The following is a 21,113-nucleotide window of genomic DNA, read 5'->3' on the forward strand; positions in this document are numbered from 1 at the left end:
ATATTTATCAAATTACAAAATATTTGATTATTAACAACTTACAAATACGCTATATCATTGGCATATTATTGTCATATCGTTTTTTTAAAATCATAAACCTTTTAGTCATTTTCGTTTCATGGAAAGTCAAACAGTAAATCAACTCATCAAACAATCTAGAAAGCTCAGAGGACTGACACAACAGGATCTCGCCAATCAAGCCGGCCTATCTCTAAGAACAGTACAACGAATCGAAAAGGGGACAGAAGAGATCAGTGGTTTCAGTTTAAGACAAATCAGTCAGATTTTAGAAATTCCTTTAGAACAATTAATTATGCCAAATGTAAATCAAATCAGTATCGACAAAAATCAAAGCGGAAGTATAAAGGCACTTTATCTAGCTTCCTTAACTTTTCTAGTCAACCCGCTATTAGGTCTGTTGGTCCCAGCGATTATGGGCTACACCAAGCAAAATAAAGATACCCAATATAGCAAGCATCTAAAAAAGATAATCATCATACATGCCACCGGTCTTTTATTTCTCGGCGCCTTTATAGGTTATATTTTTGCAGCAGATTTTTTAAAAATTGGATTGCCTTCATCGTTAAATTACATCTTTACAGGCTGGCTTTTTCTGCTAATCCCCTATGTTATTACTTCGTGATTATCATCTTCACAGCAGTAAACTATTTTAGAATTAAAGGAGCCGATGTAAGTTAAGATTAACTGGTATTCAGCTGGCGCGAACCGAAATTCACGATTCATGTATACTGAAATACAGCTGTATGAATAGATTTTATAAAATCAGAAGAACTCTTCTCCCAAAAGAGATAATAGGAAAAAGAAATCGTAAATAGCGTATTATCATGGCTTCTTTTGGACAATCAATACCCAGTCATTTTCTAGCATGAGGTAGCCCATCTCATAGATAAATTTATAGGTTTGCCCTTTATTATTAGCAAATGTATGTGTGTGGAATTTGAAATCAAAACCCAGTCTCTTTAATTTTTCACCTTGCACCTTTATCATCCCTTTCCCCTCTCCGTTTAGTACATCCATTAGAATACGGCGGTTCTTGCGCAGGATATTATTCAGATTGCGTACTAGATTAGTTTGATCGCTATTCAGTTTATTGTTATATGCATTTCGGCAAGAGTCATCACAAAAGCGCTTATCCGATCTTCCCTTTATATTTTGCCCACATTCCAAACAGATTTTTTCCATAGTGTTTAATATGAAATTTAAACGACAACAAACGGTTACAACCGACTATAGTCGAATACAAATGGTAAACAGACGATTATTATTTCCTCTCCTTTTCATCTTTGCTCAAGGTCATTCCACATCCATTAAAGGTTATGGCCTATAACTAAAATAAGAATTATTAGAAACATTTAAAAATCAGACAAAATGAGCACATTACGTAACAAAGTACAATTAATCGGTCATTTAGGAAATGATCCTATCATCAAAACCACTTCAACAGGGACAAATTACTCAGTTTTACGACTTGCCACAAATGATCTTTTCAAAAACAAAGCGGGTGAATGGGTTGAAGAAGTACAATGGCATACCCTTGTCATTTGGGGTAAGCAGAATAATACCATTGAAAAGAAATGTCGTCGCGGGACCAAACTAATGGTTGAAGGGAAACTTACCTATCGTAACTATGAAAATGCTGAAGGAATAAAAACGTATATTACCGAAATCAAAGTTGACAGCTTTTTGATTCTATCAGATCAAACTTGCTCAAACGAGGATATTCCAGTACTACAAGAGGAGGATGAGGATGAGCTCCCATTTTAATTTAGGGATAAAAAAGTAGGACATCTAACGTTGTCCTACTTTCCGCTTTATATCAAAAAAACTATTTTGTCGCACTCGCAGTTAACTCTGCTGCTAGCTTTTGAGCATACTCTGTCCATAGCTTTGCATCTTCCGGAGTTAATTTAGTAAGGGCAGTAGCTGTTTTTGTAGCCCACTCCTGTTGCTTTCCAGCTAACTCTTGGATTTTAGTCGCATCTCCACTTTTAGCAGCAGCAACATATTCATTCACATATTTTGTGTAATCGTCCGCCATCTGTTGTGCTTCTGGAGAACTAAACTTAGGCACTGCAGTAGTGGTAGTTGTTTCTGTTGTTGTTGTCTGCGCAACACCACCTTCAGTATCAGTTGTAGTGACTGTATCCTTTGTTTCTACTTTTTGCTATCTGCATTATTACAAGAAGCAAAGAAAATTGCAGCAATTGTTGCAGATAATATCATTTTTTTCATGAAACGAATAAGTTTATAATAAATTAAAATTATTTACCAACTTAAATTTGGATTATTTTATTTTATAATCCAAATATATTTTTTCACAAAACAAATAAATATTAAAAAACCTCAGTTTTCTCTTTCCCATGCGTTTAAGTTTAAATCTCCGATGATTGAAATAGTACCTGATTGTAACAAAACCATGGCTTTAATTGCGATTCTGCTTCCTCCAGGCTTCCAAAGGAAGATACTCTCCAGAAACAATGTCCAAAATCTGGATATTCTTACAATCACTCTTATTCAAATAGAAATGATAGTAAGGTTCAAATCTTTCTTCACTATTATATCCAGCGGTAAGAGAATACAACTCTCTTCCACCCTGTTTCAAACTATCGATCATGAACGAGATATTGGCTTTGTGATCAGTCAAGCTATCCAAGTTTCTTTTACTTTCCTCAACCTCTTTCAGCGCCAGGATTAATTTCATCGCCTCTTCTGTTGAACAACCTGCCATCTCGCCTATTTTGGCTGAGGTTTCAATTTTCTCCACAGCTGGGCTTTCAGGGATTTGGTCACTTTTTGCTTTAGTGGATGTATTGCTTTGACAGCCGATAAAAGCAAGGAATGATATCAAAAGGACAAATAAGATCTGTTTTTTCATCTGTATAAATTATTTGTTCATCAATTATTTTCAGATTAACGTGTTATTCGTAAGTATTTATTTTCAATGGCATTCATGAACTCGTTTACCCATTAAATTGGTATTTTAAGGTATTCGTGAGCTCAATCATTCGACTCGCTCGGTTCATGCTGCCTTTGGCGGTATAAGTGTTGATTTCATCAGTACAAATGACCTGGTGTTTGGTCGACTACCAATGCTAATCTATATTCTTTCAAATTTACCATACAATTTCCAAAAGTTCCCTTCTCGGCCAACACAAAGTCGACTTTTTTTCCAAGCGTTTAACACCAAACTTATTTCTCTTTCTACCATGGTATATTTCCCAATAAAGAACTCCTCCGCCGAAAAACACAGTCCAAAGGCATTATTTAGAGTATGCAGGCTATCAATATCAATTTCTTCAAAAAATAGAATCGATTGTGCTGTTATGCCAAAATCACCTGGTACCGGTATAGCATCCATATACTCCATTGCTATAAAACGATTACGGCTTTGCAGCGGGAACTCAATGACCGGAAGTTCATTGAGTTTTGATACGTAAGTACAAGCATCTAACAATGCTTCTCGCTCCAACAACGGAACCTGCGACAGTCGCTTGCCACCTAATGTAGGAATATCGGGCTGAAAATAGTCGTTAAAATTGAGGATCTCATTAACGGATAGATTTTTTCAATTAGATGCTGCACAGGAATGCCAAAATAATTTGCAATTTTCAAGACAATCTCGATTTTTGGTTCAGCACGCATCTCTTCGTAAGATGAAATATTACCTCTAGTAAGATTAAAAACATCTCCAAAAGCCTGTTGACTCAATCCTTTCACCTTTCTCAGCTTCTTAATATTATTCCCGACGTTACTCATTTTAAAAAAAATTAATTTTTTCTTGCAAAATATTTTTGCAATTCACTATCTTTATGCAAAGAATATGTGCAATATATAAAAAACTTGATTATGTACTTCTCAAAAATTGAAAATTATATCGCCAATATCGGTTATAACATCACTCATAAAGATGAGAAAGAGGGTGTTTTTGTTATCGAAAACGAAGATGATGGTATTCGCAATCTCATTGTAGGTATTGCACAGCCTATCATAATTTTCGAGCAGTACCTATTTACCATAAACAACGAAAACATGGACATGTTCAAATCGTTGCTCATCAAAAATAGAGATATCATCCATGGCGGGTTTGCTTTGACAGAGGATGGCAAAAGGTCATATTCCGATATACCATGCAAATACATAATCTCGATCAAAATGAATTTGATGCGGCTATTAATTCGCTCAGTCTTTTGATCAGTGAATATTATAATCAATTAATAAGTTTTTCAAAATTATAGAATAATGAATATTTTTAAGAGAATTTTCAGAATCGGTCAAGCAGAAATCCACGCTGTAGTGGACAAAATGGAGGACCCCATCAAAATGACGGAACAAGGTATCCGTGAGATGAAAGAAGACCTAGAGCAATCGTTGGAAGCTTACGCAAAAGTAAAAGCGCTAGCCATACGTACGCAAAATAATTGTGAGAAGAAAAAGAAGAGGCCAATGAATTTGAAAACAAAGCCATTTTATTATTGCAAAAGGCTCAAAAAGGCGACCTTTCTACTGAAAAAGCAGAAAGCTTAGCCAAAGAAGCATTATTACTAAAAAAACAGTTATTGATCGAAGCCACCGAATTGGAAAAACAGGCGACAATCCACCAAAGCTCAGCGGAAGAGTTACACAAGAATGTAGATATACTTAAATTCAATATATCTAAATGGGAAAGTGAACTATCAACTTTAAAAGCACGGGTTAAAGTATCCAATGCGGCTAAAATGGTCAACCGACAACTAGCCAACATTGATTCCAACAGCACCATTTCCATGCTGGAACGTATGAAGGAAAAGGTCGAAGAGGATGAGGCTTTGGCCAAAGCCTATGGCGAAATCGCAACGGGCAACAAAAGTAGGATAGATGAAATCAATGAGAACATCGGTGGTTCGGACTCCGTCAACAATGAATTGGAAGAGTTAAAACGAAAATTAAATGGCGATGCGGAGATTTGAGTATAAAACAGTCAAAATCGAACCCAAAGGTTTCTGGGGAACCAAACTGGATCCGGACAAAATCGACGAGATCCTGAATGATCTAGGTAATCAGGGCTGGGAATTGGTCACCATGCAAGATCTTGAGGTCAATGGTCACTCTTGGTCGTTTCATTACACGTTCAAACGAGAAAAAATTTAAAAGAAAATACGATGACAGAATTAATCAATATCTTATTCAACCCATTATCAAATGGCATCATGACTGTCCTGGCAGGACTTTCTGTAGTGTATTGGTTTTTATGTTTCTCATGGGCGATGGTGTACATCTATTTGATGCGGATGCCGATATAGATCTACACCCTACTCCTGATGTCAGTGACGTAGATGGCTCGCATGATATGAACGCTGATGGATCAGATCACCCACACCATCATACGGATTCCGATACACATACCGAACCGGGCTTCTTTGCCAAGGCAATGGATTATATCAATGTCGGAAAAGTACCGATTATGCTTATTGTGACCATGTTTAAATTCATTGGCTGGGTGATCACTATTGTATCCTCATTGTATATTGACGTAGCATCCTGGGGAATAAAATCGGTATTGATCTTAATTCCTGTTTTTATCGTTACGTTTTTCTTAATGCATTTTCTGACCAAACCCCTCGCAAGAATGTTTAAAAATATTGGCTATAATGGCGAAGATAGCCACGACTTCCTGGGTCGCATGGGAAAAATGCGCGCAAGTATTGAAGGCAAAAAGTAGGTTCCGCTGAATTTATCATCCAACAAGACCCTATCCGTCTCAATGTCGTGAGACTATAACGGTGAAAAGATCGGCTATGGAGATGATGTCATTATCGTGGACGAATCAAGGACAAAAAATATTATTATGTCACCAAGGAAATCACCATAGATAATATTTAAAATTGATGCGCAAAATAGGACCGCCTTGTCAATCATAAGTTTGCACAAGAAAAATCTAAATACTAAAATCTAAATAAATACTAATCATATGCTATATCAACCTCTTTTATTTTTAAGTGGCTTAAACGGAATTATACTGCTAATTGTCGGTTTAGCTGTCTTTTTAATCTTTGCATTCTTTGTTGTACTGAGTGCATTCTATAAAAAAATTCCACAGGGAAAAGCGATTGTCCGGACAGGTGTCGGCGGGACAAAAGTTGCCTTCAACAAGGGTATGTATGTTGTCCCGGTTTTCCACAAGATGGAGATCATGGACATCTCCATCAAAAAAATTGAGATTGCCCGTATGCAAGGCGAAGGACTGATCTGTAAAGACAATATCCGTGCTGATATTAAGGTGGCCTTCTTTGTCCGTGTTAACAAAAATGTGGACGATGTAATCAACGTCGCCCAGAATTTGGGATGTGACCGTGCCAGTGAGCCTGAGACTTTAAAAAGCATCTTTGAATCCAAATTTTCTGAAGCACTCAAGACTGTAGGTAAGAAATTTGACTTCATCGAATTGTATGAAGCCCGTCGTGAGTTTCGCGATGAGATCCTCGACATCATTGGCACAGACCTGAACGGTTATATCCTTGATGATTGTGCGATCGATTATCTCGAACAAACAGATATCGAACACTTAAATCCCAGCAATATCCTGGATAGTGAAGGCATCAAGAAAATCACCGAGCTGACTGCAAAGCAAAATATCAATGCCAACTTCATCCGTCGTGATGAGGAAAAATTGATCAAAAAGCAAAACGTCGAAGCACGTGAGGCGATTTTAGAACTTGATCGTCAACTTGCCGAAAAAGAAGAAAAACAAAAACGTGAAATTGATAATATCAAGGCACGTGAAGAAGCCGAAATAGCAAAGGTACGTGAAGAAGAGCGCTTGAAATATGAGAGTGTCCGCATTTCGACCGAAGAGCAACTGGCTGTACAGGAAGAAAATAAGCTGCGTCAGATAATCATCGCCGAGAAGAACAAGCAACGTACAGATGCTGTCGAAGCAGAACGTGTGGAAAAAGACCGTGCGTTGGAACAGACAGAGCGTGAGCGTATAGTCACTTTGGCTCAGATTGACAAAGAACGTTCGATTGAGACCGAAAAGAAAAGTATCCAGGGTGTGATCAAAGAACGCGTCCAATTGGAAAAAGGTGTTATCGAAGAACAACAAGGAGTCAAAGATATTGAAGTATTCCGCGAAGTAGAACGGAAGAAACAGGCCGGCGTTATTGCTGCATCACAAGAAGCCGAAGAGAAATTAATTTCTACAGTAAAAGCTGCTGAAGCAGCGAAAATTGCGGCAGAACAAGAAGCTGAGAAAAAGGTGATTGACGCTGAAGCAGCACGTAAGATTGCTGAAAAACGTGCACAGGAATTATTAATAGATGCCGAAGCGAAAAAGAAGCATCACTCAAAGAGGCAGAAAGCCGCAAGATCATAGCGGAAGCACAAGCGAAAGAAGAAGCCGCAATAGGTTTGTCGGAAGCCGAAGTAATGGTTGCAAAAGCCGAAGCTGAAGAGAAGCAAGGTACAGTACAGGCAACTGTGATCGAGAAAAAGCCGAAGCCATGCGCAAAGAAGGTTTAGCACAGGCGGAAGTTGTTCGTGAAAAGCACTTGCCGAAGCGAAAGGTATCGAAGAGAAAGCCGAGGCCATGAAAAAACTGGATGGTGTGGGTAAAGACCACGAAGAGTTCAAATTACAGTTACAAAAAGAACGTGACATTGAACTTGCACAGATCAATATCCAAAAGATATTGCACAAGCACAGGCTGGTGTATTGTCCGAAGCGCTTAAAACAGCGAAGATTGACATCGTTGGTGGTGAAACCATGTTCTTCGAAAACATTGTACGTCAGGTATCCAATGCCAAAGGTTTTGACCATCTGATCGACAATTCGAAACATGCGACTGATATCAAAAATTCGCTATTGGGCCCAGACGGGAAAGGTGACCTTGCTGAAAAAGTACGTGGATTAGCAGATAAATATGGTATCTCATCGAATGATATCAAGAACTTAACAGTTTCTGCAGCTTTGATCAAATTACAGCAAGCGGCCACAGATGCCGAGAACGGTGAAGATGCAGGTTTTATCAATTCCCTATTTGGGTTGGCAAAAACTTAGGCATTTCCAATAAAAAGTTGTAACCATATTCATCATCTTGAGCCTTGTAAAGCCTCAAATCTTAACAGGCTCAAGATAATATTCTAAAAACCAAAGCAATCACATGATACGTTTTGTCCTATTTTCTATTTTTCTGTGCTTAAATACCTTATTGGTAACTGCCCAGACGGTGCAGCAACGATTGGATTCATTATTCCAATCCCTAAATCAGGACGGTGAATTCAGCGGAGCATTCTTGGTCGCCGATGGTGGAAAAGTTGTTTTTGAGAAATATATAGGTTTCGAAAACCCTGCAAAAACGAAAAAATAAATAGCAATAGTCGTTTTGAATTGGCCTCGGTGAGTAAACAGTTTACAGCGATGGCCGTTATGCAATTGGAAGAACAGGGCAAACTCTCCTATGAGGATGATATTACCAAATATTTCCCACATATAAAATTCAAAAATATCCGTATCAAAAATCTATTGCGTCATACCTCGGGAATACCGGAATTTTTGGCTTGGGATCAGCAATGGATTGACAAGAAAAAAATAAATACAAATCAGGACTTCCTCAAAATAATTGAGACAAAGATTGACAGCACCTCCTTTAAGCCAGGTGATCAATACACTTATTCGAATACAAACTACCTGCTCCTGGCTCTGATTGTAGAAAAAGTATCCGGGCAATCTTTTGCTTCCTATATGCAGCAGTATATATTCAAACCCGCCGGAATGAAAACACGTCTGTATTTTCGGCGCGTTCATCCAATGCTGACCTTAAAAACTACGCAAAAGGAATGGCCTATGATGCCAAGACCAAGAGCTTCAAAAGTGTTGATGACTTTCCCGCATTTAGCTATCTAACCTATTTTGATGGCGGAAGTGGCCCCTATGGAATAAGTAGTACGGCTCAAGATCTCTTCAAATGGAATCAGGCTATCCAAAACAATACACTATTAACGCGTCAAAATTTCATGAAGGCCATCTCTGTCGATACGCTCAATAATGGCAAATCCATTAAAATGGCAGGTTTGTACTATGGTTTTGGCTGGCTCTTTACCGACAGTACCAACAGTGAAAGCAAGATGCATTTTCACAGCGGGGATATCCTGGCTATAAAACGATCAACATTCGAGATTTTAAAGAACAAAAATATTTCATCGCTTTAATGAACAAATGGAATACGGTTGATGTATATCCGTTGACATCCGCTGTGAATGCAATTCTTCAAAAAGAAAAGCTCCAGTTATTGAACGTGAAAAATTAACGGGAGCGATCATACTTGTGGAGTTTCAGATCAAACAGCTTTTAGGAACATATGAATACACAAAACAACCTGAATTGAAGTTCAAAATTACAGCTGATGATAATGGTAGTCTATTTGCCCAGTTATCGGGACAGTCAGCGATCGAAGTCTATCCGAAAAACGAGTTAGAGTTATTTTATACGGCTGTGCAAGCCGAGCTGAAATTCAGCAAAGAAAATGATCAGATCACAGCGCTGACGCTGTATCAAAATGGTCAGGAATTAAAATTCAATAAAGTTAAATAAGTCAAGAACTAGCGGAACTTATGCCAGAAGAAAACGTAATAAATCAGAACGATAGCCTTGATCAAGGTGCATATGAGATTATCCGAAAGCGTCTTCTTACACAAAAAGAAGAACTAGCGACCAAGCTCCAACAGTTGAATGAAGCCCGTAAAGAAGTCTTCAATTCGACGAGTTTTGTCCTCAAAGCCAATCAACGGATCACCACAGAAAACAACTGTGTTGCCCGCGGCATTCTGGCCTTGGATAATCAATGTATTTTTGGGTATAACGTGCATTTTGGACTGCGTACCGAGATCAAGCTGGAAGATGTTTTCAGTGTTTATGCATTTGAGAATAATCAATTTATTCCGCAGTCCCTCGACCTGATCAACGATCAAAATTTCATCTCAGATTATCAAAATCTATATAAATACTATAGGGACTCCATATTCTCCAAATTTCGTAGGACGGAGAACTATTTGTACATGATCTTTCAGACCAGCAAAAATCCTGCTGACCTCAAAGCATTCAAATGGTTAATCAAAGATGGTAAGCTCCAGTATCAGGATGACCGCAGCATTCATGAAGCCAAATTGCCCAACCAATTTGAATTTGACTGGACAAAAACAACGCTCGATGATCGTAGACTGGGAAAATATCCCCATATATCCATTATGGATAAGATTTTTATTGAGGCGATCAATGGCGACATCACCTTCAAGATCGAAAACAATACAGACAGTGGCAAAGGGATCTATTCCGAAAAAGTGGTCAATGCAGACCAACAATTGGACGATGCCGATTATTACTACGCAGATCTCGGCAACCTTATTGCGGTACGCATCAAGCCTTATCAGGAAGATTTCAGGGCCTTTGTCTATAACCAACGGACAAAGGAAGTCGTCAACCTCAAATCACTGAATGAATCAGCAATATTATTACCGGACAATCAAGGGATTATTTTTTCCAATGGATACTATTTACAAAATGGTACACACAAGGTTTTTGACGCCCAGTTTGAACATGTATCGTTCCTGCGTAGGATAGCCTCCCCCAATGGTGAAGATTTTCTGTATATATTCTGTCAGGAGGAAACCAATACCTATATCCTACTGTCCTATAACATCATCCAGCAGCATGTCGAGACCCCGATTATCTGCAACGGATTTACCCTGTTCAAAGATGGTAGCTTAATTTATTTCCGCACCGAGGCGGAAGCCACCAGACATCATCAGGTGCAGATCTGGGAAACACCTTATATGGCCATGCTCAAAGAAAATGAGCAGAAGAAAGATGATCCCCTTTATAAAGTAGGCAATAAACAGATCGTGCAGGCGATGGCCGAGGCACAGGAGGTCATACAACTGATCAACAAAGAGGACAGCTACGAAGGTTTATACGAAGATATCCTCAAAAAATCCACGGTTTTATTGGATTCCTATTTTTGGATAAAAGATGATGCTTTATCAAATCTTGGCCAGCCATTAACACAGATCAAGGAAGTCGCCAATACCGCTATTGATGAGTTCGTCAAAGTACAGGCGCAACGCAAACATGCCGCAGAATTAAATATAGCAGAAAAGAAGATGGAAGAACTCACCTTCTCCATCAATAGTACCGTTGTGGACAAACTCGATCAGCTCGTCCATCAATTGGCCGACTCCCGTCGCCTTCAGGGTGAAATCATCGACCTTAAAAATGTAAAATATATTGATACGGTCAGGATAGATAGTCTGTTGGAAAAATTGCAGAGCATCACCTCCGAACTGGCCGAAAAAACCATTGCTTTTCTCCTACGTGACGAGGCCCTGCTTCCTTACGAACAAAAGGTGGAACAGCAGAAGAAAAATGTGGAGGCCATGGTGAAGGTCTACGATGCCAAAGCAATTGAGGAAGCCAATTCAGCCATTTCAAGCGAACTGGAACTATTGATTGATATCCTCAATAGTCTAAAAATTGACGACTCCACACAGACAACCAAAATCATTGAGAAGATTTCGGTTATTTTCTCCTCCTTAAATGAAGTGCGCTCACAGCTTACGCGAAAACTCAATTCATTGAAGAGCACGGAAGCGATAGCGGAGTTCTCAGCACAGCTGACTCTGTTGGAGCAATCCGTGACCAACTACCTCGAACTGTCAACGACAACCGAAAAGGTAGACGAATATTACACAAAAGTCATCGTTCAGCTGGAGGAACTTGAAAGTAAATTTTCTGAATTTGAAGATTTTGCCCTGAAGATCGCGGACAAACGTGATGAGGTTATCAAGGCCTTTAATTCCCGCAGAGAACAAATCGTTGAACAGATCAACAAGCGTACATCCTCGCTCGAACAGATCGGTCTTCGTGTATTAAAGAATATTGAGAACAAATCCAAGACATTTGCAACACGGGAAGAGATCCTCAGCTTCTTTGCTTCGGATCTTATGATCGACAAGATCAGACAGTTGGTACAGGAGCTAAAAACACTGCAGGATGTCTCAAAAGCAGAAAACCTTGAAAATCTATTAAAGAAATCACAGGAAGATGCCTTACGGGTTTTACGCGATAAAAATGATCTCTTTGTTGATGGCGAAAATATCATTGCATTGGGCAAGCATAAGTTTGCAGTCAATAGTCAATCCCTCAGCCTTACCTTGCTGCGCAGAAATGATGAACTGTATTTCCACCTGACTGGGACAAGTTTCTATCAAAAGGTGCAGGCCGAGGAAATCAACAGTTTTCAGGACATCTGGGATCAGGAACTTGTCTCTGAAAATAAGGAAGTCTATCGTGCAGAATACCTTGCATACAAAGCTTTCGTTGCTTCAAAAGGAGAACAAGATTTTGATGCCGCATTATTTATCACACAGACTGTGGAGCAAAGTTATTCGGAAGGCTATGTCAAAGGAGTTCACAATGTGGATGCACTGTTGATCTATGATACGGTCAAACAGTTGGATACTAAATGGATCTGCTTCGCTATGATCCCCTATTGCGTACGATGGCTCAACTATTTTGGCAATCCCTTTTGGATGATCAACGGAAAAAGCAGCTGGCACTGATACACTCGACGTACACGATATTAAAAACGTTTCCAAATTCAAATCGTTACCAGTCTGTCATTGATGAACTGACCAAGTTATTCAATGCATGGGAGACACATTTGGATCGCTCCACCATTCATGGCCGTGACCTGGCGACTTACCTTTTTCAGACGTTTACAAGCTACAATACCTTTGTCGTCAGTGAACAATCCGATGAACTGAAAAAGGCTTTTATTCGATTGCTGGAATCCAAGAAAAGTTACAAGCTATTTGAAGCGGATATTCAGAACGAACAGTTTAGCTTGGTAGATCGCTTTTACCTGACTTTAAATTGGCTCAACTCCTTTGTGGATGAGCATCCGGAATATCTTACACTACGCAAGTATATTGAGGAAGCAGCGATCATGTTGCTTTATCCGACCCATGCGTATCACCTGATAATCGCAAAAGACCAGGCGCACATCAGCGGATTAAAAGGCAATCATGCGATCCTGAACAATGGAGAGGAGCATATCCAATATCATGCGTTTTTAGCACGTCTGGCGCAATTCAGTGAGTATAATGTACCTCGTTTTGTGGCTTTCTCCACATTGAAAGAGCAGCTTGCGAAGTCATATGCCAAAGAACTAAAGATCGGTGAGTTTGAGCCCAAAGTACTGACCTCCTTTGTCCGTAATAAGCTGATCAACGAAGTTTACTTCCCATTGATCGGAAATAACCTCGCCAAACAGCTGGGAGCCGCAGGCGACAACAAGCGTACAGCCCGTATGGGAATGCTGCTATTGATCTCGCCTCCGGGCTATGGTAAGACCACCTTAATGGAATATCTTGCCAAAACGATGGGCTTACATTTCGTCAAAATCAATGGCCCGACCATTGGTCATTCGATTACATCCATTGATCCGATTGAAGCGAAAACATCCGGAGAACGGGAAGAACTGAAAAGATCAATCTTGCATTTGAGATGGCTGACAATGTCATGCTGTATCTGGACGATATCCAGCACTTAAATCCAGAGTTTTTACAGAAGTTCATTTCCCTTGCCGATGGTCAACGTAAGATTGATGGTATTTTTGAGGGCGAGAGCAAGACCTATGACCTCCGTGGCAAGCGCTTCTGCATCGTGATGGCCGGAAACCCATATACAGAGAGCGGTTCTAAGTTTCAGATTCCCGACATGCTTGCCAACCGTGCCGACGTGTACAATCTCGGTGATGTGATCGGTGACACCGAAGCATTATTCAACCTCAGTTTGATTGAAAATGCGGCGATTGAAAACAGCTACCTCGAAAAGATTGCAAGCAAATCATTTAATGACTTTTATGCCCTAGTCAATTATGCGCAGTCTGTTATGGATCAATTGCCCGATTTAGAGGGCAACTACCTGAAACAGGATATTGATGATTTTATCGCGGTGCTGCGACATGTACTGAAAATCAGGAATGTCGTGATCAAAGTGAATCAGAATTATATTCAGAGTGCTGCGATGCAGGATAATTACCGCACCGAACCGCCATTCAAAATGCAGGGATCCTATCGGAATATGAGCAAACTGGTGGCGCAGGTGGTACCGATGATGAATGAACAGGAAATTGATCAGGTTCTTCTCGCGCACTATGAGAGCGAATCGCAGACACTGACAGCAGATACTGAAAGCAACCTTTTAAAACTAAAAGAGTTAGCCGAGCTGCTAAACCCTGTTGAACAGGAACGTTGGGAAACCATCAAGGAAATCTTCCGCAAGAACAATAAACATGGTGGACTGGCCAAAGACGATAAAGTATTCGGTCAGCTACTCGACTTCAATGAAAATCTGGAGGGTATTATTCAAGCGATCCGGGAGTATAAGAATTAAAACCATAAACTTAATTTTTCTCCATTGGTTCGGATAGACCAATGGAGAAAAATAATTTATCAAATGATTTAGCAACGATGGTATCTACAGTCCTTTCGAAGCGGAATTACCCTACTTTACAGCTCCCGAAGAAACGGTAAATATTCCGTAATCGTCAATAAGCATCCGCTCTTTGATCACTCCATTGTAAGCCATAATCCGATCCAGTTCTTTCTGCGAACGTCGACGCATGACCCAGTCTTTCTTCTGATGACTGTTCAGCACATAAGCGATCATTTTCAATTGTGGATGCCATGGCTGTCCGGTATAGACCAGATGGCTATTTTCCTCACAAATGGAAGTCGCACCATGTACCGCCCTGCTCGCCATTTCATTGTTGCCAAACAATTCGAAAATACCAGAGATCACCACAATATTAGGTTCAAAATCCAGTTTGCTGTAAGTCTCCGGATCAAAACAGTCGTAATTGCTGAAACGTATTCCTTGGAGCCCTTTCTTCTTGATGATTTTCTCTCCCACTGCAATATTTGACAACATAAACTCGTTGATCACGATCTCCACTTCCGGATATTTTTCTTTGATGTCAAACAAATAATTTCCGGTACCGCCAGCGATATCCAGAATTTTCACAGACCGGCCTGTAGACTCGACCTGCTCAATATTCTCTTCTAATAGACGTAATAGATGCTGTTTGCGTATACGGATTCCTTTCCAGCCGATCGCTTCCAAGTACCCTTTATCGATGACTTTACCCAGCCCCAACCTGCCTTTCGGTTCATTGCGATAGACGTAATCCAATGAAATTCCCGAATCAAAACCAAACTGAAGCCCTAAGTTCATACCATGACTCAATGATCCGATCTTGCCTAAAGTCCATTTCTGAAAAGCATAGTTAAGCTTCTCAGCCGCAGGCATCACCTTATGATACAATTTCTCATATTCTTTCACCGAAAACTCGTCAGGCTCCAGCCCCTGTTCAGGCTTTTGCCTTGCATAGGCTTTCGTAATAAAATCTTTTAAATAGGTATAGACTTTCTGTCTGTTGGATTCAAACAGGATACCATGATAAAAATTGCGTAGCGTAATAAATGTCTTTAGCTTGGAAGCGATGGTCACGAAGAATTGCTTTTGCACCGAGTTTTTAACCACATAGTCCTTTTCAGCAGATAGCACAATGACGGGAATATCGATTGCGGCTGCATCGTCTACGATACGCACACCAGCTTTCAATAGGTCGACCAATAAAGCGCCGTTAATGGATTTTGAGATTAGGGGATCGGCATCATAAGCCTGTTGTTGCTCAATATCATGGGTCAGTACCTTCGCCTTGACATAGCTTTGGATAACAAGATCTTTTTCAGCTTGGTTCCAAGCGCAATCATCTGGTTGGCCAGTGGTACATACAGTTTAATTTCAAAGGCAGGAGCCAATAAAGCCATACCTGCGATCGGAGGAGCAAAATCATGTACCCAAGCACTCACAATGATCCCAGCAATACTATTGGCGATGACAAAGACATCCTTCGTATCAACCGCATATTCGGCATGGATATAGGCCACAAAACTGTCTAGATCGCGCACATTATCCATGAAAACTGGTGATACCGGCACTTTGGTATGACCATGTCCACGCAGATCAAATGCAAAGATGGAATAATCGGCAAACTGTGGATCGGTAGCCATCTCCTGCAGGCGTTCTGAATGTTCATGCCCACGGTGCAATACAACTAAAGCCTTTTGTCCCTTTTGATAATTCCAAACACGATATAGCAGTTCCCTTGATCGAAACTCTTAAAATAACCTGATTTCATCTTTTTATAATTTATTCCATCAATACAATGGCGTATGTAATTTTAGTATCTATTCAGATATGGCGGTTAAAAACAAAGACCAAGCCACCCTTTTTGATTAGGATCTGTCCGCGACGATAATTTTCATCAACTGGATCGCATGATCCTGTAACACCATATGCCTATTGACCGACTTCACTCGATCAATAGCTTTATTTAAATCTAAAGATAATAATTTCTGAATCATCAGAACAGCAAAAATCATGCTCCTACTATAACCCATTGTACAATGAATGATCATATTTTCATGTTCATCCAATGTACGATAAGCGGATACCATTGCGTCTATGATCACATAGGCATCATGCACATTGATCTCCGCAATATCCAGCAAAGGGAAAGAATGATACTTTTCTATGGCACCCAAGAGTTTTACTTCCTCCAGCTCAGCTGCGAGGTCAAAAACAACCAGATTGCGATCCAAGCCCAAGGCTATAAGTTCCGAAGCGTCAACCTTGGCCCCACATAACAGCGGGGTAGTAATTCCATCAGTGGCGGATTATTTTTCTTTCTAAAAAAACGCCACATCAACCGGTACGCAAATTGGTAAGGGGCGTAAAATACTTTCTTTATCAGTGGTATTCGACCCCGATGATCCTTTAAAAACCCCGTATTACTGCGCAGGTAATTGTAACCAACCGCAAAGCAGACTAAGGCAATCCAAGCAAAAACAATCAGCGGCAATACGTATCCCTCGCAGAGCAGTGCCAGTAGCATGAATATCCACCCGATGAGGTAATAAGTATTCGCTGGCTGTTGATTTTGCCCCACTCCTTATTTGGAAAGAGTATAAAACTGACCTGAACCAATATGCAAGCTGTCAATAGATCAATCACATGGTGTTGATATACCGTCAATGTCCCTAGGCCCATCAACAGAAGCCAGATGCCCAAGATTATTTTCTTCCATCCGTTGAACTTCCAACGCTGCACCGACCAAAAAGACAGGCATAAACGACATGCAGGGAGGGTGCCTGATTAAAAGGCGAATCATATTCCTTTAAGAAGGAAAAGAAAATGGTAAACAGAGGATTTTCAACCGACGGTCTGTCAAAAGAAAACCGCAACGGAAAAAGGAGAAAGCACAATGCCGCAATCAGGGTGACAAACGTAAATCGCTTTGCATAGCACTGGAGCTCGCTCTTTTGTCCGCAATAAAATGGCACAAGGCAAAAAAACAGCCCACTGCTCATATAGGGCAGAATCATCCATGGAATGAATGGGATGTACTGTTCAAAAGCAAATACAAAAAGAAGGTACCGCAGCTAAACTGGAGGCGTAGGCTGCTGTATAAGGATAGGTAAGTTGAAAAAGTAACAGGCAATAGATGACAACAAGGAGCTGCCCGCCTACTTTCTTTAATCGTTTTTCATCCATTTGGCTTTCCTAAACATGATTTTACTTAATAATACATGAGGAGCAGGCCTAAAAATCCCATCAGCCATTTCATACGCTTCGGAAAAATCACGATTTCTTTCTTTTGCTGTATCGCTTTTAAGATGCGTTGTGCGGCATCGTCTAAGCTGATCAAAAGGGCTTTTGGAGAGATCTTGCTGATTAAGTTGACGGAGCTTAGTTGTATCCACATACCCCGGTGCTATGACTGTCACTGTAATCCCATACGGAAGCAATGCCCTCCGATAAGCGTCAGCCACTTGGATTGCGGCTCGCTTTGTTTTGCTGTACAAACTAGAATTCGGAAAGTCTAAAGTTCCCGAGACGGATGCTATTGTTGCGATCTGCCCCTTTGATTGTCCACGCATGACTTCGCTGGCGACTTCAAAACAGTTCAGAGTACCCAGCATATTGACTCGGAGCATCGCACTTGCCTCTTCATAACTGATGCGCTGTGCCACATCATCGGCATAACTGCCTGTACAATTGATAAAAAGATCCAATGCCACATGATTACAGAAAGAATCAACGACATCAGCCAAAGCATCCCGATTACATACATCTACCTCAAACTTGATGAGCGCATCGTATGCTGGCTGATTGGTCAACTTTGAAATGTCTCGACCACATACAGCAACTTCAGCCCCTGTTGGAGGTAGCATTGTGCTAGTGCCAAACCTATTCCGCTTGTTCCGCCTGCGATAAATACCTTCATTTTATAAAAAAATAGCAATTATATTACCCGCTTGATCGGGCTATCTTGTCAAACAAATAAACCTTCGGTGTATGCAGTCTAAATTCTCCAATAGATCCCGTATTAAACCATATACACTTCCAACGACCATTACTCCGATACATCGTGTACTACGCCATACGCAGTTCCAGCGTCTTCCCATATCCATAATTCCACTGTGCTTCCATAGCGGTTGCAAATTCATCCAAACTTGCCGGTAGGGACAATGTTATTTCAAATCTACGCCAATCGATGCCTTTTTACAATAGTTTCCTGCTAACTGTTCCGCAGCATCAGCCGTATCGATCCATCCGATCCCTCGAAATTGCTGATCAATATCCTGCAAGCGTTGGTTTCCGCTAAAACCCAATACCGCTCTTACCGATCCCTCTTCCTGCAATTTATACGACTGCTTCCGCTCACAGATAACTTCTGCGGCCAAAGACTGCGCCAACTCTACAGGGACCAGATCAATGGCTCCACCGGCATAATATTCCCCATTCCGCTGTATCGGCTCAATATAAAACATATCGGACATGGAAATACGAACAGCCTCCAACAATGTCACCGCTGAATTTATCGCTATCGTTGGGGCAACAGCACTTTGTCCATAATTTTCACCTTGAATTTGAATGCTATCCAGATTTACGTTCGATAGTGCATTTGTATTCCCCATCAGGATTTTCTGATAAAGCTTACGTTCGCCACGTCTCTCCCCAACTTCCGAACGGTCAAAAAGCATTTTCGAACCAATAATAATCGACGGTATTTCTTCCGAAAATGGGCGGTTCAAAGTCGGTAATAAAGGCGAAAGATCATGTTCCATATTGACCAGATAACGATCAAAGACATCTTCCAGATAAGGAGCAGATCGTTTATCCCCTCCTTTTTTAGCACATACCACCCCAGTTTACCCAGATGACGTTGTTCCGTAAGCCGATGTCCACAGAAGAAGCGATAAAACTCTTCGGATTGGAGATAAGATTTCCGCTCTGCATCCGTTGCAAAAGCCTGAATAATCGCAGCAGCCAATGATCCACCGCAGGCGGCAATCAGTAGATCCGGTTTCAACCCCAGTTCCTCCAACGCGGCATACATTCCCAAGTACATGCCAAAACGAGTACCACCTCCTGAAAATAAAACTGCCCGTTGATAATTCATTTCGCGATATATTAGCTATGAGATTCTGCTTTTACTTACAAATTCGTCATTTCTATCAAACAAATCAAACCATAGAAAACAGGTGCATTAAACACCAAGCTATCTATCCGATCCAGTAATCCACCATGTCCGGGGATTAATGTACCCGTATCCTTGACTCCCGTCTTACGTTTCAAAAAGGAGAAAAGCACATCACCACAAAATCCTAAAGTACCAAAGAGCAGACCAAGCAACGAAAAGCAGATAAAATCCCCAAATGGCAATAACAGATAGCCCAAGATATTACTCAAAATTACCGTCAGCCCGATACCACCGATACATCCGGCAACAGTTTTGTTTGGGCTGATACGCGGAACGATCTTTCGTTTACCAAAGAATTTACCCATTAGATATTGGAATACATCATTCAGTTCCGTTAAAACGATGATATAGGCCACAAGCCGTAATCCCATCAGCTCATCCTGATTGATTTGTACTGCCCGGATAAAGGCCAGTTGGCTGAATGCAAGCAGACAGGCAGCCGCTCCAAAGGTCATTCCGATAGCAGCGTCCATCGCTGTTTTCTGTCCCAACCGGAAAAACAGCCCAACCCCTATGCACAATAGTGTCGCCCAACATAGATAGGCGCTATATGAACAGTAGATTAAAAGGATCAGCTGCAATAGACCAGCTACAATAGCAAAAGGCAACGCAAAACTAAAATTGGGCACAAACATCTTCATAAATTCGCGCATCCCCTGAAACGTCAGCCAGGAAACAAACAGCAATGCTATTGTTTGCGGAACGAAAGCAACCGCCAGTACCAGTACAATGTACCCCAGCTTCTGACCCGTACAGGTACGTCAGCAAATTTGTCCTTCGGATTGGATACTTCACTCATGTACCACCAATGCCTTTCTCAATCGCGTTATCGAACTCAAGACCAATAACAAACATAACACAGCAAAAATATAGACTGAAATAGTCGTTATCGAGATCTGTAACAAGCTCAAAATACCATATACGCCGAGCAACAATGCACGGTCACTTTTACCCATGGGCCCATCATACCGACGATCATTGGCCACAACTTTTCCAATCAGACCACAGAATTCATTGATGACACTCAAAATAATAAAGCATATCACCAGATATAAACTCTCGGGATGAAATTTCAGCAAGGGGAAAAAGATCAGGACATCGGAGACAATATCGCCTACCTCATTCAAGACTTCCCCTTTTTACTTGTCTGATTGAAAAGACGGGCCATCATGCCATCCAATGCATTGAAGGCCATCCGCAATAATAAACCGATCGGTAATGCCAAGAACAAAATTGGCATCCGGTCAGCGTACCAAAACGACACTGCAATAACCAAAGACAAAACGATCGAGCCAATAGTAATCTGATTGGCTGTTACCTTTTCCGATGCAACAAAGTCAGAATCGGCATCAATAACTGCTGAAACTTTGGTTTTAATTTATAAACAGAAATCATATATGCGCTATATAGCTTACTTTTTTATTTTTTTAAAAAAATTTTTGATAGT

General features: G+C 40.6%; 27 protein-coding genes and 3 pseudogenes. 15 read left to right on the forward strand and 15 right to left on the reverse strand.

Going from position 1 to position 21,113, the window contains the following annotated elements; translation table 11 throughout:
• Positions 1 to 118 precede the first annotated feature (118 nt).
• Entirely contained in the window at positions 119 to 643 is a 525-nt protein-coding gene (locus tag KUH03_RS15840; protein WP_257094668.1) for a helix-turn-helix domain-containing protein, read from the forward strand.
• 200 nt (positions 644 to 843) lie between these two features.
• On the opposite strand, the gene KUH03_RS15845 is transcribed toward KUH03_RS15840, so the two are convergent.
• A complete protein-coding gene (locus KUH03_RS15845) occupies positions 844 to 1,203 on the reverse strand; it encodes a hypothetical protein (RefSeq protein WP_120261772.1) in 360 nt (119 codons plus the stop codon).
• Between the two features lie 186 nt (positions 1,204 to 1,389).
• On the opposite strand from KUH03_RS15845, the gene KUH03_RS15850 reads away from it, so the two are divergent.
• Positions 1,390 to 1,785, forward strand: a complete 396-nt coding sequence (locus KUH03_RS15850; RefSeq protein ID WP_257094670.1) for a single-stranded DNA-binding protein — start codon at positions 1,390 to 1,392, stop codon at positions 1,783 to 1,785.
• A 61-nt stretch (positions 1,786 to 1,846) separates the two neighbouring features.
• Here KUH03_RS15850 and KUH03_RS15855 read toward each other — a convergent pair whose 3' ends face one another.
• From KUH03_RS15855 to KUH03_RS15870, 4 genes are all read right to left on the reverse strand, one after another.
• Positions 1,847 to 2,092: a hypothetical protein gene (locus KUH03_RS15855; protein WP_257094672.1), complete on the reverse strand. Its 246-nt coding sequence runs from the start codon at positions 2,090 to 2,092 to the stop codon at positions 1,847 to 1,849.
• 351 nt (positions 2,093 to 2,443) lie between these two features.
• A complete protein-coding gene (locus tag KUH03_RS15860) occupies positions 2,444 to 2,896 on the reverse strand; it encodes a hypothetical protein (RefSeq protein WP_257094682.1) in 453 nt (150 codons plus the stop codon).
• 222 nt (positions 2,897 to 3,118) lie between these two features.
• Positions 3,119 to 3,490 (reverse strand): hypothetical protein, encoded by a 372-nt coding sequence (locus KUH03_RS15865; protein WP_257094684.1) that lies wholly within the window; start codon positions 3,488 to 3,490, stop codon positions 3,119 to 3,121.
• Positions 3,491 to 3,519: 29 nt separating this feature from the next.
• On the reverse strand, positions 3,520 to 3,777 hold the full coding sequence (locus KUH03_RS15870) for a helix-turn-helix domain-containing protein (RefSeq protein ID WP_257094686.1): 258 nt from the start codon (positions 3,775 to 3,777) through the stop codon (positions 3,520 to 3,522).
• A 90-nt stretch (positions 3,778 to 3,867) separates the two neighbouring features.
• On the opposite strand from KUH03_RS15870, the pseudogene KUH03_RS15875 reads away from it, so the two are divergent.
• The 13 genes and pseudogenes from KUH03_RS15875 (at position 3,868) to KUH03_RS15935 (ending at position 14,448) form a co-directional block, all read left to right on the forward strand.
• Positions 3,868 to 4,256: pseudogene (locus tag KUH03_RS15875) on the forward strand (molecular chaperone Tir).
• 67 nt (positions 4,257 to 4,323) lie between these two features.
• A pseudogene (locus KUH03_RS15880) lies at positions 4,324 to 4,967 on the forward strand (PspA/IM30 family protein).
• Entirely contained in the window at positions 4,954 to 5,148 is a 195-nt protein-coding gene (locus tag KUH03_RS15885) for a DUF4177 domain-containing protein (protein ID WP_257094693.1), read from the forward strand. The pseudogene KUH03_RS15880 and the gene KUH03_RS15885 overlap by 14 nt, the downstream one beginning before the upstream one ends.
• A gap of 91 nt (positions 5,149 to 5,239) precedes the next feature.
• A complete protein-coding gene (locus KUH03_RS15890; protein ID WP_373564736.1) occupies positions 5,240 to 5,719 on the forward strand; it encodes a hypothetical protein in 480 nt (159 codons plus the stop codon).
• Between the two features lie 249 nt (positions 5,720 to 5,968).
• Positions 5,969 to 7,372 carry a flotillin family protein gene (locus KUH03_RS15895; RefSeq protein WP_257094694.1) on the forward strand — a complete coding sequence of 468 codons (1,404 nt, stop codon included), beginning with the start codon at positions 5,969 to 5,971 and terminating at the stop codon, positions 7,370 to 7,372.
• A 338-nt stretch (positions 7,373 to 7,710) separates the two neighbouring features.
• Complete coding sequence (locus KUH03_RS15900; RefSeq protein WP_257094696.1) at positions 7,711 to 8,055, forward strand: hypothetical protein; 345 nt, start codon at positions 7,711 to 7,713, stop codon at positions 8,053 to 8,055.
• A 103-nt stretch (positions 8,056 to 8,158) separates the two neighbouring features.
• Positions 8,159 to 8,365, forward strand: coding sequence for a hypothetical protein (locus KUH03_RS15905; protein ID WP_257094698.1), 207 nt, complete (start codon positions 8,159 to 8,161; stop codon positions 8,363 to 8,365).
• A 29-nt stretch (positions 8,366 to 8,394) separates the two neighbouring features.
• Positions 8,395 to 8,901, forward strand: coding sequence for a serine hydrolase (locus KUH03_RS15910; protein WP_257094700.1), 507 nt, complete (start codon positions 8,395 to 8,397; stop codon positions 8,899 to 8,901).
• Positions 8,835 to 9,206 carry a serine hydrolase gene (locus KUH03_RS15915; RefSeq protein ID WP_257094701.1) on the forward strand — a complete coding sequence of 124 codons (372 nt, stop codon included), beginning with the start codon at positions 8,835 to 8,837 and terminating at the stop codon, positions 9,204 to 9,206. Before KUH03_RS15910 ends, KUH03_RS15915 begins: the two co-directional genes overlap by 67 nt.
• Before the next feature lie 115 nt (positions 9,207 to 9,321).
• Positions 9,322 to 9,588, forward strand: coding sequence for a hypothetical protein (locus KUH03_RS15920; RefSeq protein ID WP_257094703.1), 267 nt, complete (start codon positions 9,322 to 9,324; stop codon positions 9,586 to 9,588).
• Positions 9,589 to 9,608: 20 nt separating this feature from the next.
• Positions 9,609 to 12,611 carry a DNA repair ATPase gene (locus KUH03_RS15925; protein ID WP_257094704.1) on the forward strand — a complete coding sequence of 1,001 codons (3,003 nt, stop codon included), beginning with the start codon at positions 9,609 to 9,611 and terminating at the stop codon, positions 12,609 to 12,611.
• Entirely contained in the window at positions 12,551 to 13,603 is a 1,053-nt protein-coding gene (locus KUH03_RS15930; RefSeq protein ID WP_257094706.1) for an AAA family ATPase, read from the forward strand. Before KUH03_RS15925 ends, KUH03_RS15930 begins: the two co-directional genes overlap by 61 nt.
• A complete protein-coding gene (locus KUH03_RS15935; protein ID WP_257094707.1) occupies positions 13,558 to 14,448 on the forward strand; it encodes a hypothetical protein in 891 nt (296 codons plus the stop codon). Before KUH03_RS15930 ends, KUH03_RS15935 begins: the two co-directional genes overlap by 46 nt.
• Positions 14,449 to 14,559: 111 nt before the next feature.
• Here KUH03_RS15935 and KUH03_RS15940 read toward each other — a convergent pair whose 3' ends face one another.
• The 10 genes and pseudogenes from KUH03_RS15940 to KUH03_RS15985 all read right to left on the reverse strand — a co-directional run bounded on the left by KUH03_RS15940 (position 14,560) and on the right by KUH03_RS15985 (position 21,044).
• Positions 14,560 to 15,564, reverse strand: a complete 1,005-nt coding sequence (locus KUH03_RS15940) for a class I SAM-dependent methyltransferase family protein (RefSeq protein WP_257097024.1) — start codon at positions 15,562 to 15,564, stop codon at positions 14,560 to 14,562.
• Positions 15,553 to 16,169, reverse strand: a pseudogene (locus tag KUH03_RS15945) (alpha/beta fold hydrolase); the annotation flags it as partial. The gene KUH03_RS15940 and the pseudogene KUH03_RS15945, both read right to left, overlap by 12 nt.
• Positions 16,170 to 16,355: 186 nt before the next feature.
• The gene (locus KUH03_RS15950) at positions 16,356 to 16,721 is read right to left on the reverse strand and encodes a hypothetical protein (RefSeq protein WP_257094709.1); all 366 of its coding nucleotides are present in this window, start codon (positions 16,719 to 16,721) and stop codon (positions 16,356 to 16,358) included.
• A gap of 8 nt (positions 16,722 to 16,729) precedes the next feature.
• Entirely contained in the window at positions 16,730 to 17,068 is a 339-nt protein-coding gene (locus tag KUH03_RS15955; RefSeq protein WP_257094711.1) for a hypothetical protein, read from the reverse strand.
• A gap of 586 nt (positions 17,069 to 17,654) precedes the next feature.
• Positions 17,655 to 18,353 carry an SDR family oxidoreductase gene (locus KUH03_RS15960; RefSeq protein WP_257094714.1) on the reverse strand — a complete coding sequence of 233 codons (699 nt, stop codon included), beginning with the start codon at positions 18,351 to 18,353 and terminating at the stop codon, positions 17,655 to 17,657.
• Between the two features lie 300 nt (positions 18,354 to 18,653).
• Complete coding sequence (locus KUH03_RS15965; RefSeq protein ID WP_257094716.1) at positions 18,654 to 19,250, reverse strand: hypothetical protein; 597 nt, start codon at positions 19,248 to 19,250, stop codon at positions 18,654 to 18,656.
• The gene (locus KUH03_RS15970; RefSeq protein WP_257094718.1) at positions 19,214 to 19,585 is read right to left on the reverse strand and encodes a patatin-like phospholipase family protein; all 372 of its coding nucleotides are present in this window, start codon (positions 19,583 to 19,585) and stop codon (positions 19,214 to 19,216) included. Before KUH03_RS15970 ends, KUH03_RS15965 begins: the two co-directional genes overlap by 37 nt.
• 35 nt (positions 19,586 to 19,620) lie before the next feature.
• Positions 19,621 to 20,406 (reverse strand): phosphatidate cytidylyltransferase, encoded by a 786-nt coding sequence (locus KUH03_RS15975; RefSeq protein WP_306429749.1) that lies wholly within the window; start codon positions 20,404 to 20,406, stop codon positions 19,621 to 19,623.
• 51 nt (positions 20,407 to 20,457) lie between these two features.
• Positions 20,458 to 20,793 (reverse strand): hypothetical protein, encoded by a 336-nt coding sequence (locus KUH03_RS15980; protein WP_257094720.1) that lies wholly within the window; start codon positions 20,791 to 20,793, stop codon positions 20,458 to 20,460.
• A complete protein-coding gene (locus KUH03_RS15985; protein ID WP_306429750.1) occupies positions 20,790 to 21,044 on the reverse strand; it encodes a CDP-alcohol phosphatidyltransferase family protein in 255 nt (84 codons plus the stop codon). The genes KUH03_RS15980 and KUH03_RS15985 overlap by 4 nt, the downstream gene beginning before the upstream one ends.
• Positions 21,045 to 21,113 lie beyond the last annotated feature (69 nt).

The sequence above is a fragment of the Sphingobacterium sp. E70 genome, assembly GCF_019285695.1.
Taxonomy (GTDB): Bacteria; Bacteroidota; Bacteroidia; order Sphingobacteriales; family Sphingobacteriaceae; genus Sphingobacterium; species Sphingobacterium detergens.

Bases quoted from the DNA above. Each gene is read 5' to 3' on its own strand.
- KUH03_RS15840 (WP_257094668.1), top strand. From the start codon at position 119: ATGGAAAGTCAAACAGTAAATCAACTCATCAAACAATCTAGAAAGCTC.
- KUH03_RS15845 (WP_120261772.1), bottom strand. From the start codon at position 1,203: ATGGAAAAAATCTGTTTGGAATGTGGGCAAAATATAAAGGGAAGATCG.
- KUH03_RS15850 (WP_257094670.1), top strand. From the start codon at position 1,390: ATGAGCACATTACGTAACAAAGTACAATTAATCGGTCATTTAGGAAAT.
- KUH03_RS15860 (WP_257094682.1), bottom strand. From the start codon at position 2,896: ATGAAAAAACAGATCTTATTTGTCCTTTTGATATCATTCCTTGCTTTT.
- KUH03_RS15870 (WP_257094686.1), bottom strand. From the start codon at position 3,777: ATGAGTAACGTCGGGAATAATATTAAGAAGCTGAGAAAGGTGAAAGGA.
- KUH03_RS15885 (WP_257094693.1), top strand. From the start codon at position 4,954: ATGCGGAGATTTGAGTATAAAACAGTCAAAATCGAACCCAAAGGTTTC.
- KUH03_RS15895 (WP_257094694.1), top strand. From the start codon at position 5,969: ATGCTATATCAACCTCTTTTATTTTTAAGTGGCTTAAACGGAATTATA.
- KUH03_RS15905 (WP_257094698.1), top strand. From the start codon at position 8,159: ATGATACGTTTTGTCCTATTTTCTATTTTTCTGTGCTTAAATACCTTA.
- KUH03_RS15915 (WP_257094701.1), top strand. From the start codon at position 8,835: ATGGCCTATGATGCCAAGACCAAGAGCTTCAAAAGTGTTGATGACTTT.
- KUH03_RS15925 (WP_257094704.1), top strand. From the start codon at position 9,609: ATGCCAGAAGAAAACGTAATAAATCAGAACGATAGCCTTGATCAAGGT.
- KUH03_RS15930 (WP_257094706.1), top strand. From the start codon at position 12,551: ATGGCTCAACTATTTTGGCAATCCCTTTTGGATGATCAACGGAAAAAG.
- KUH03_RS15935 (WP_257094707.1), top strand. From the start codon at position 13,558: ATGGCTGACAATGTCATGCTGTATCTGGACGATATCCAGCACTTAAAT.
- KUH03_RS15960 (WP_257094714.1), bottom strand. From the start codon at position 18,353: ATGCTACCTCCAACAGGGGCTGAAGTTGCTGTATGTGGTCGAGACATT.
- KUH03_RS15965 (WP_257094716.1), bottom strand. From the start codon at position 19,250: ATGGAACATGATCTTTCGCCTTTATTACCGACTTTGAACCGCCCATTT.
- KUH03_RS15970 (WP_257094718.1), bottom strand. From the start codon at position 19,585: ATGAATTATCAACGGGCAGTTTTATTTTCAGGAGGTGGTACTCGTTTT.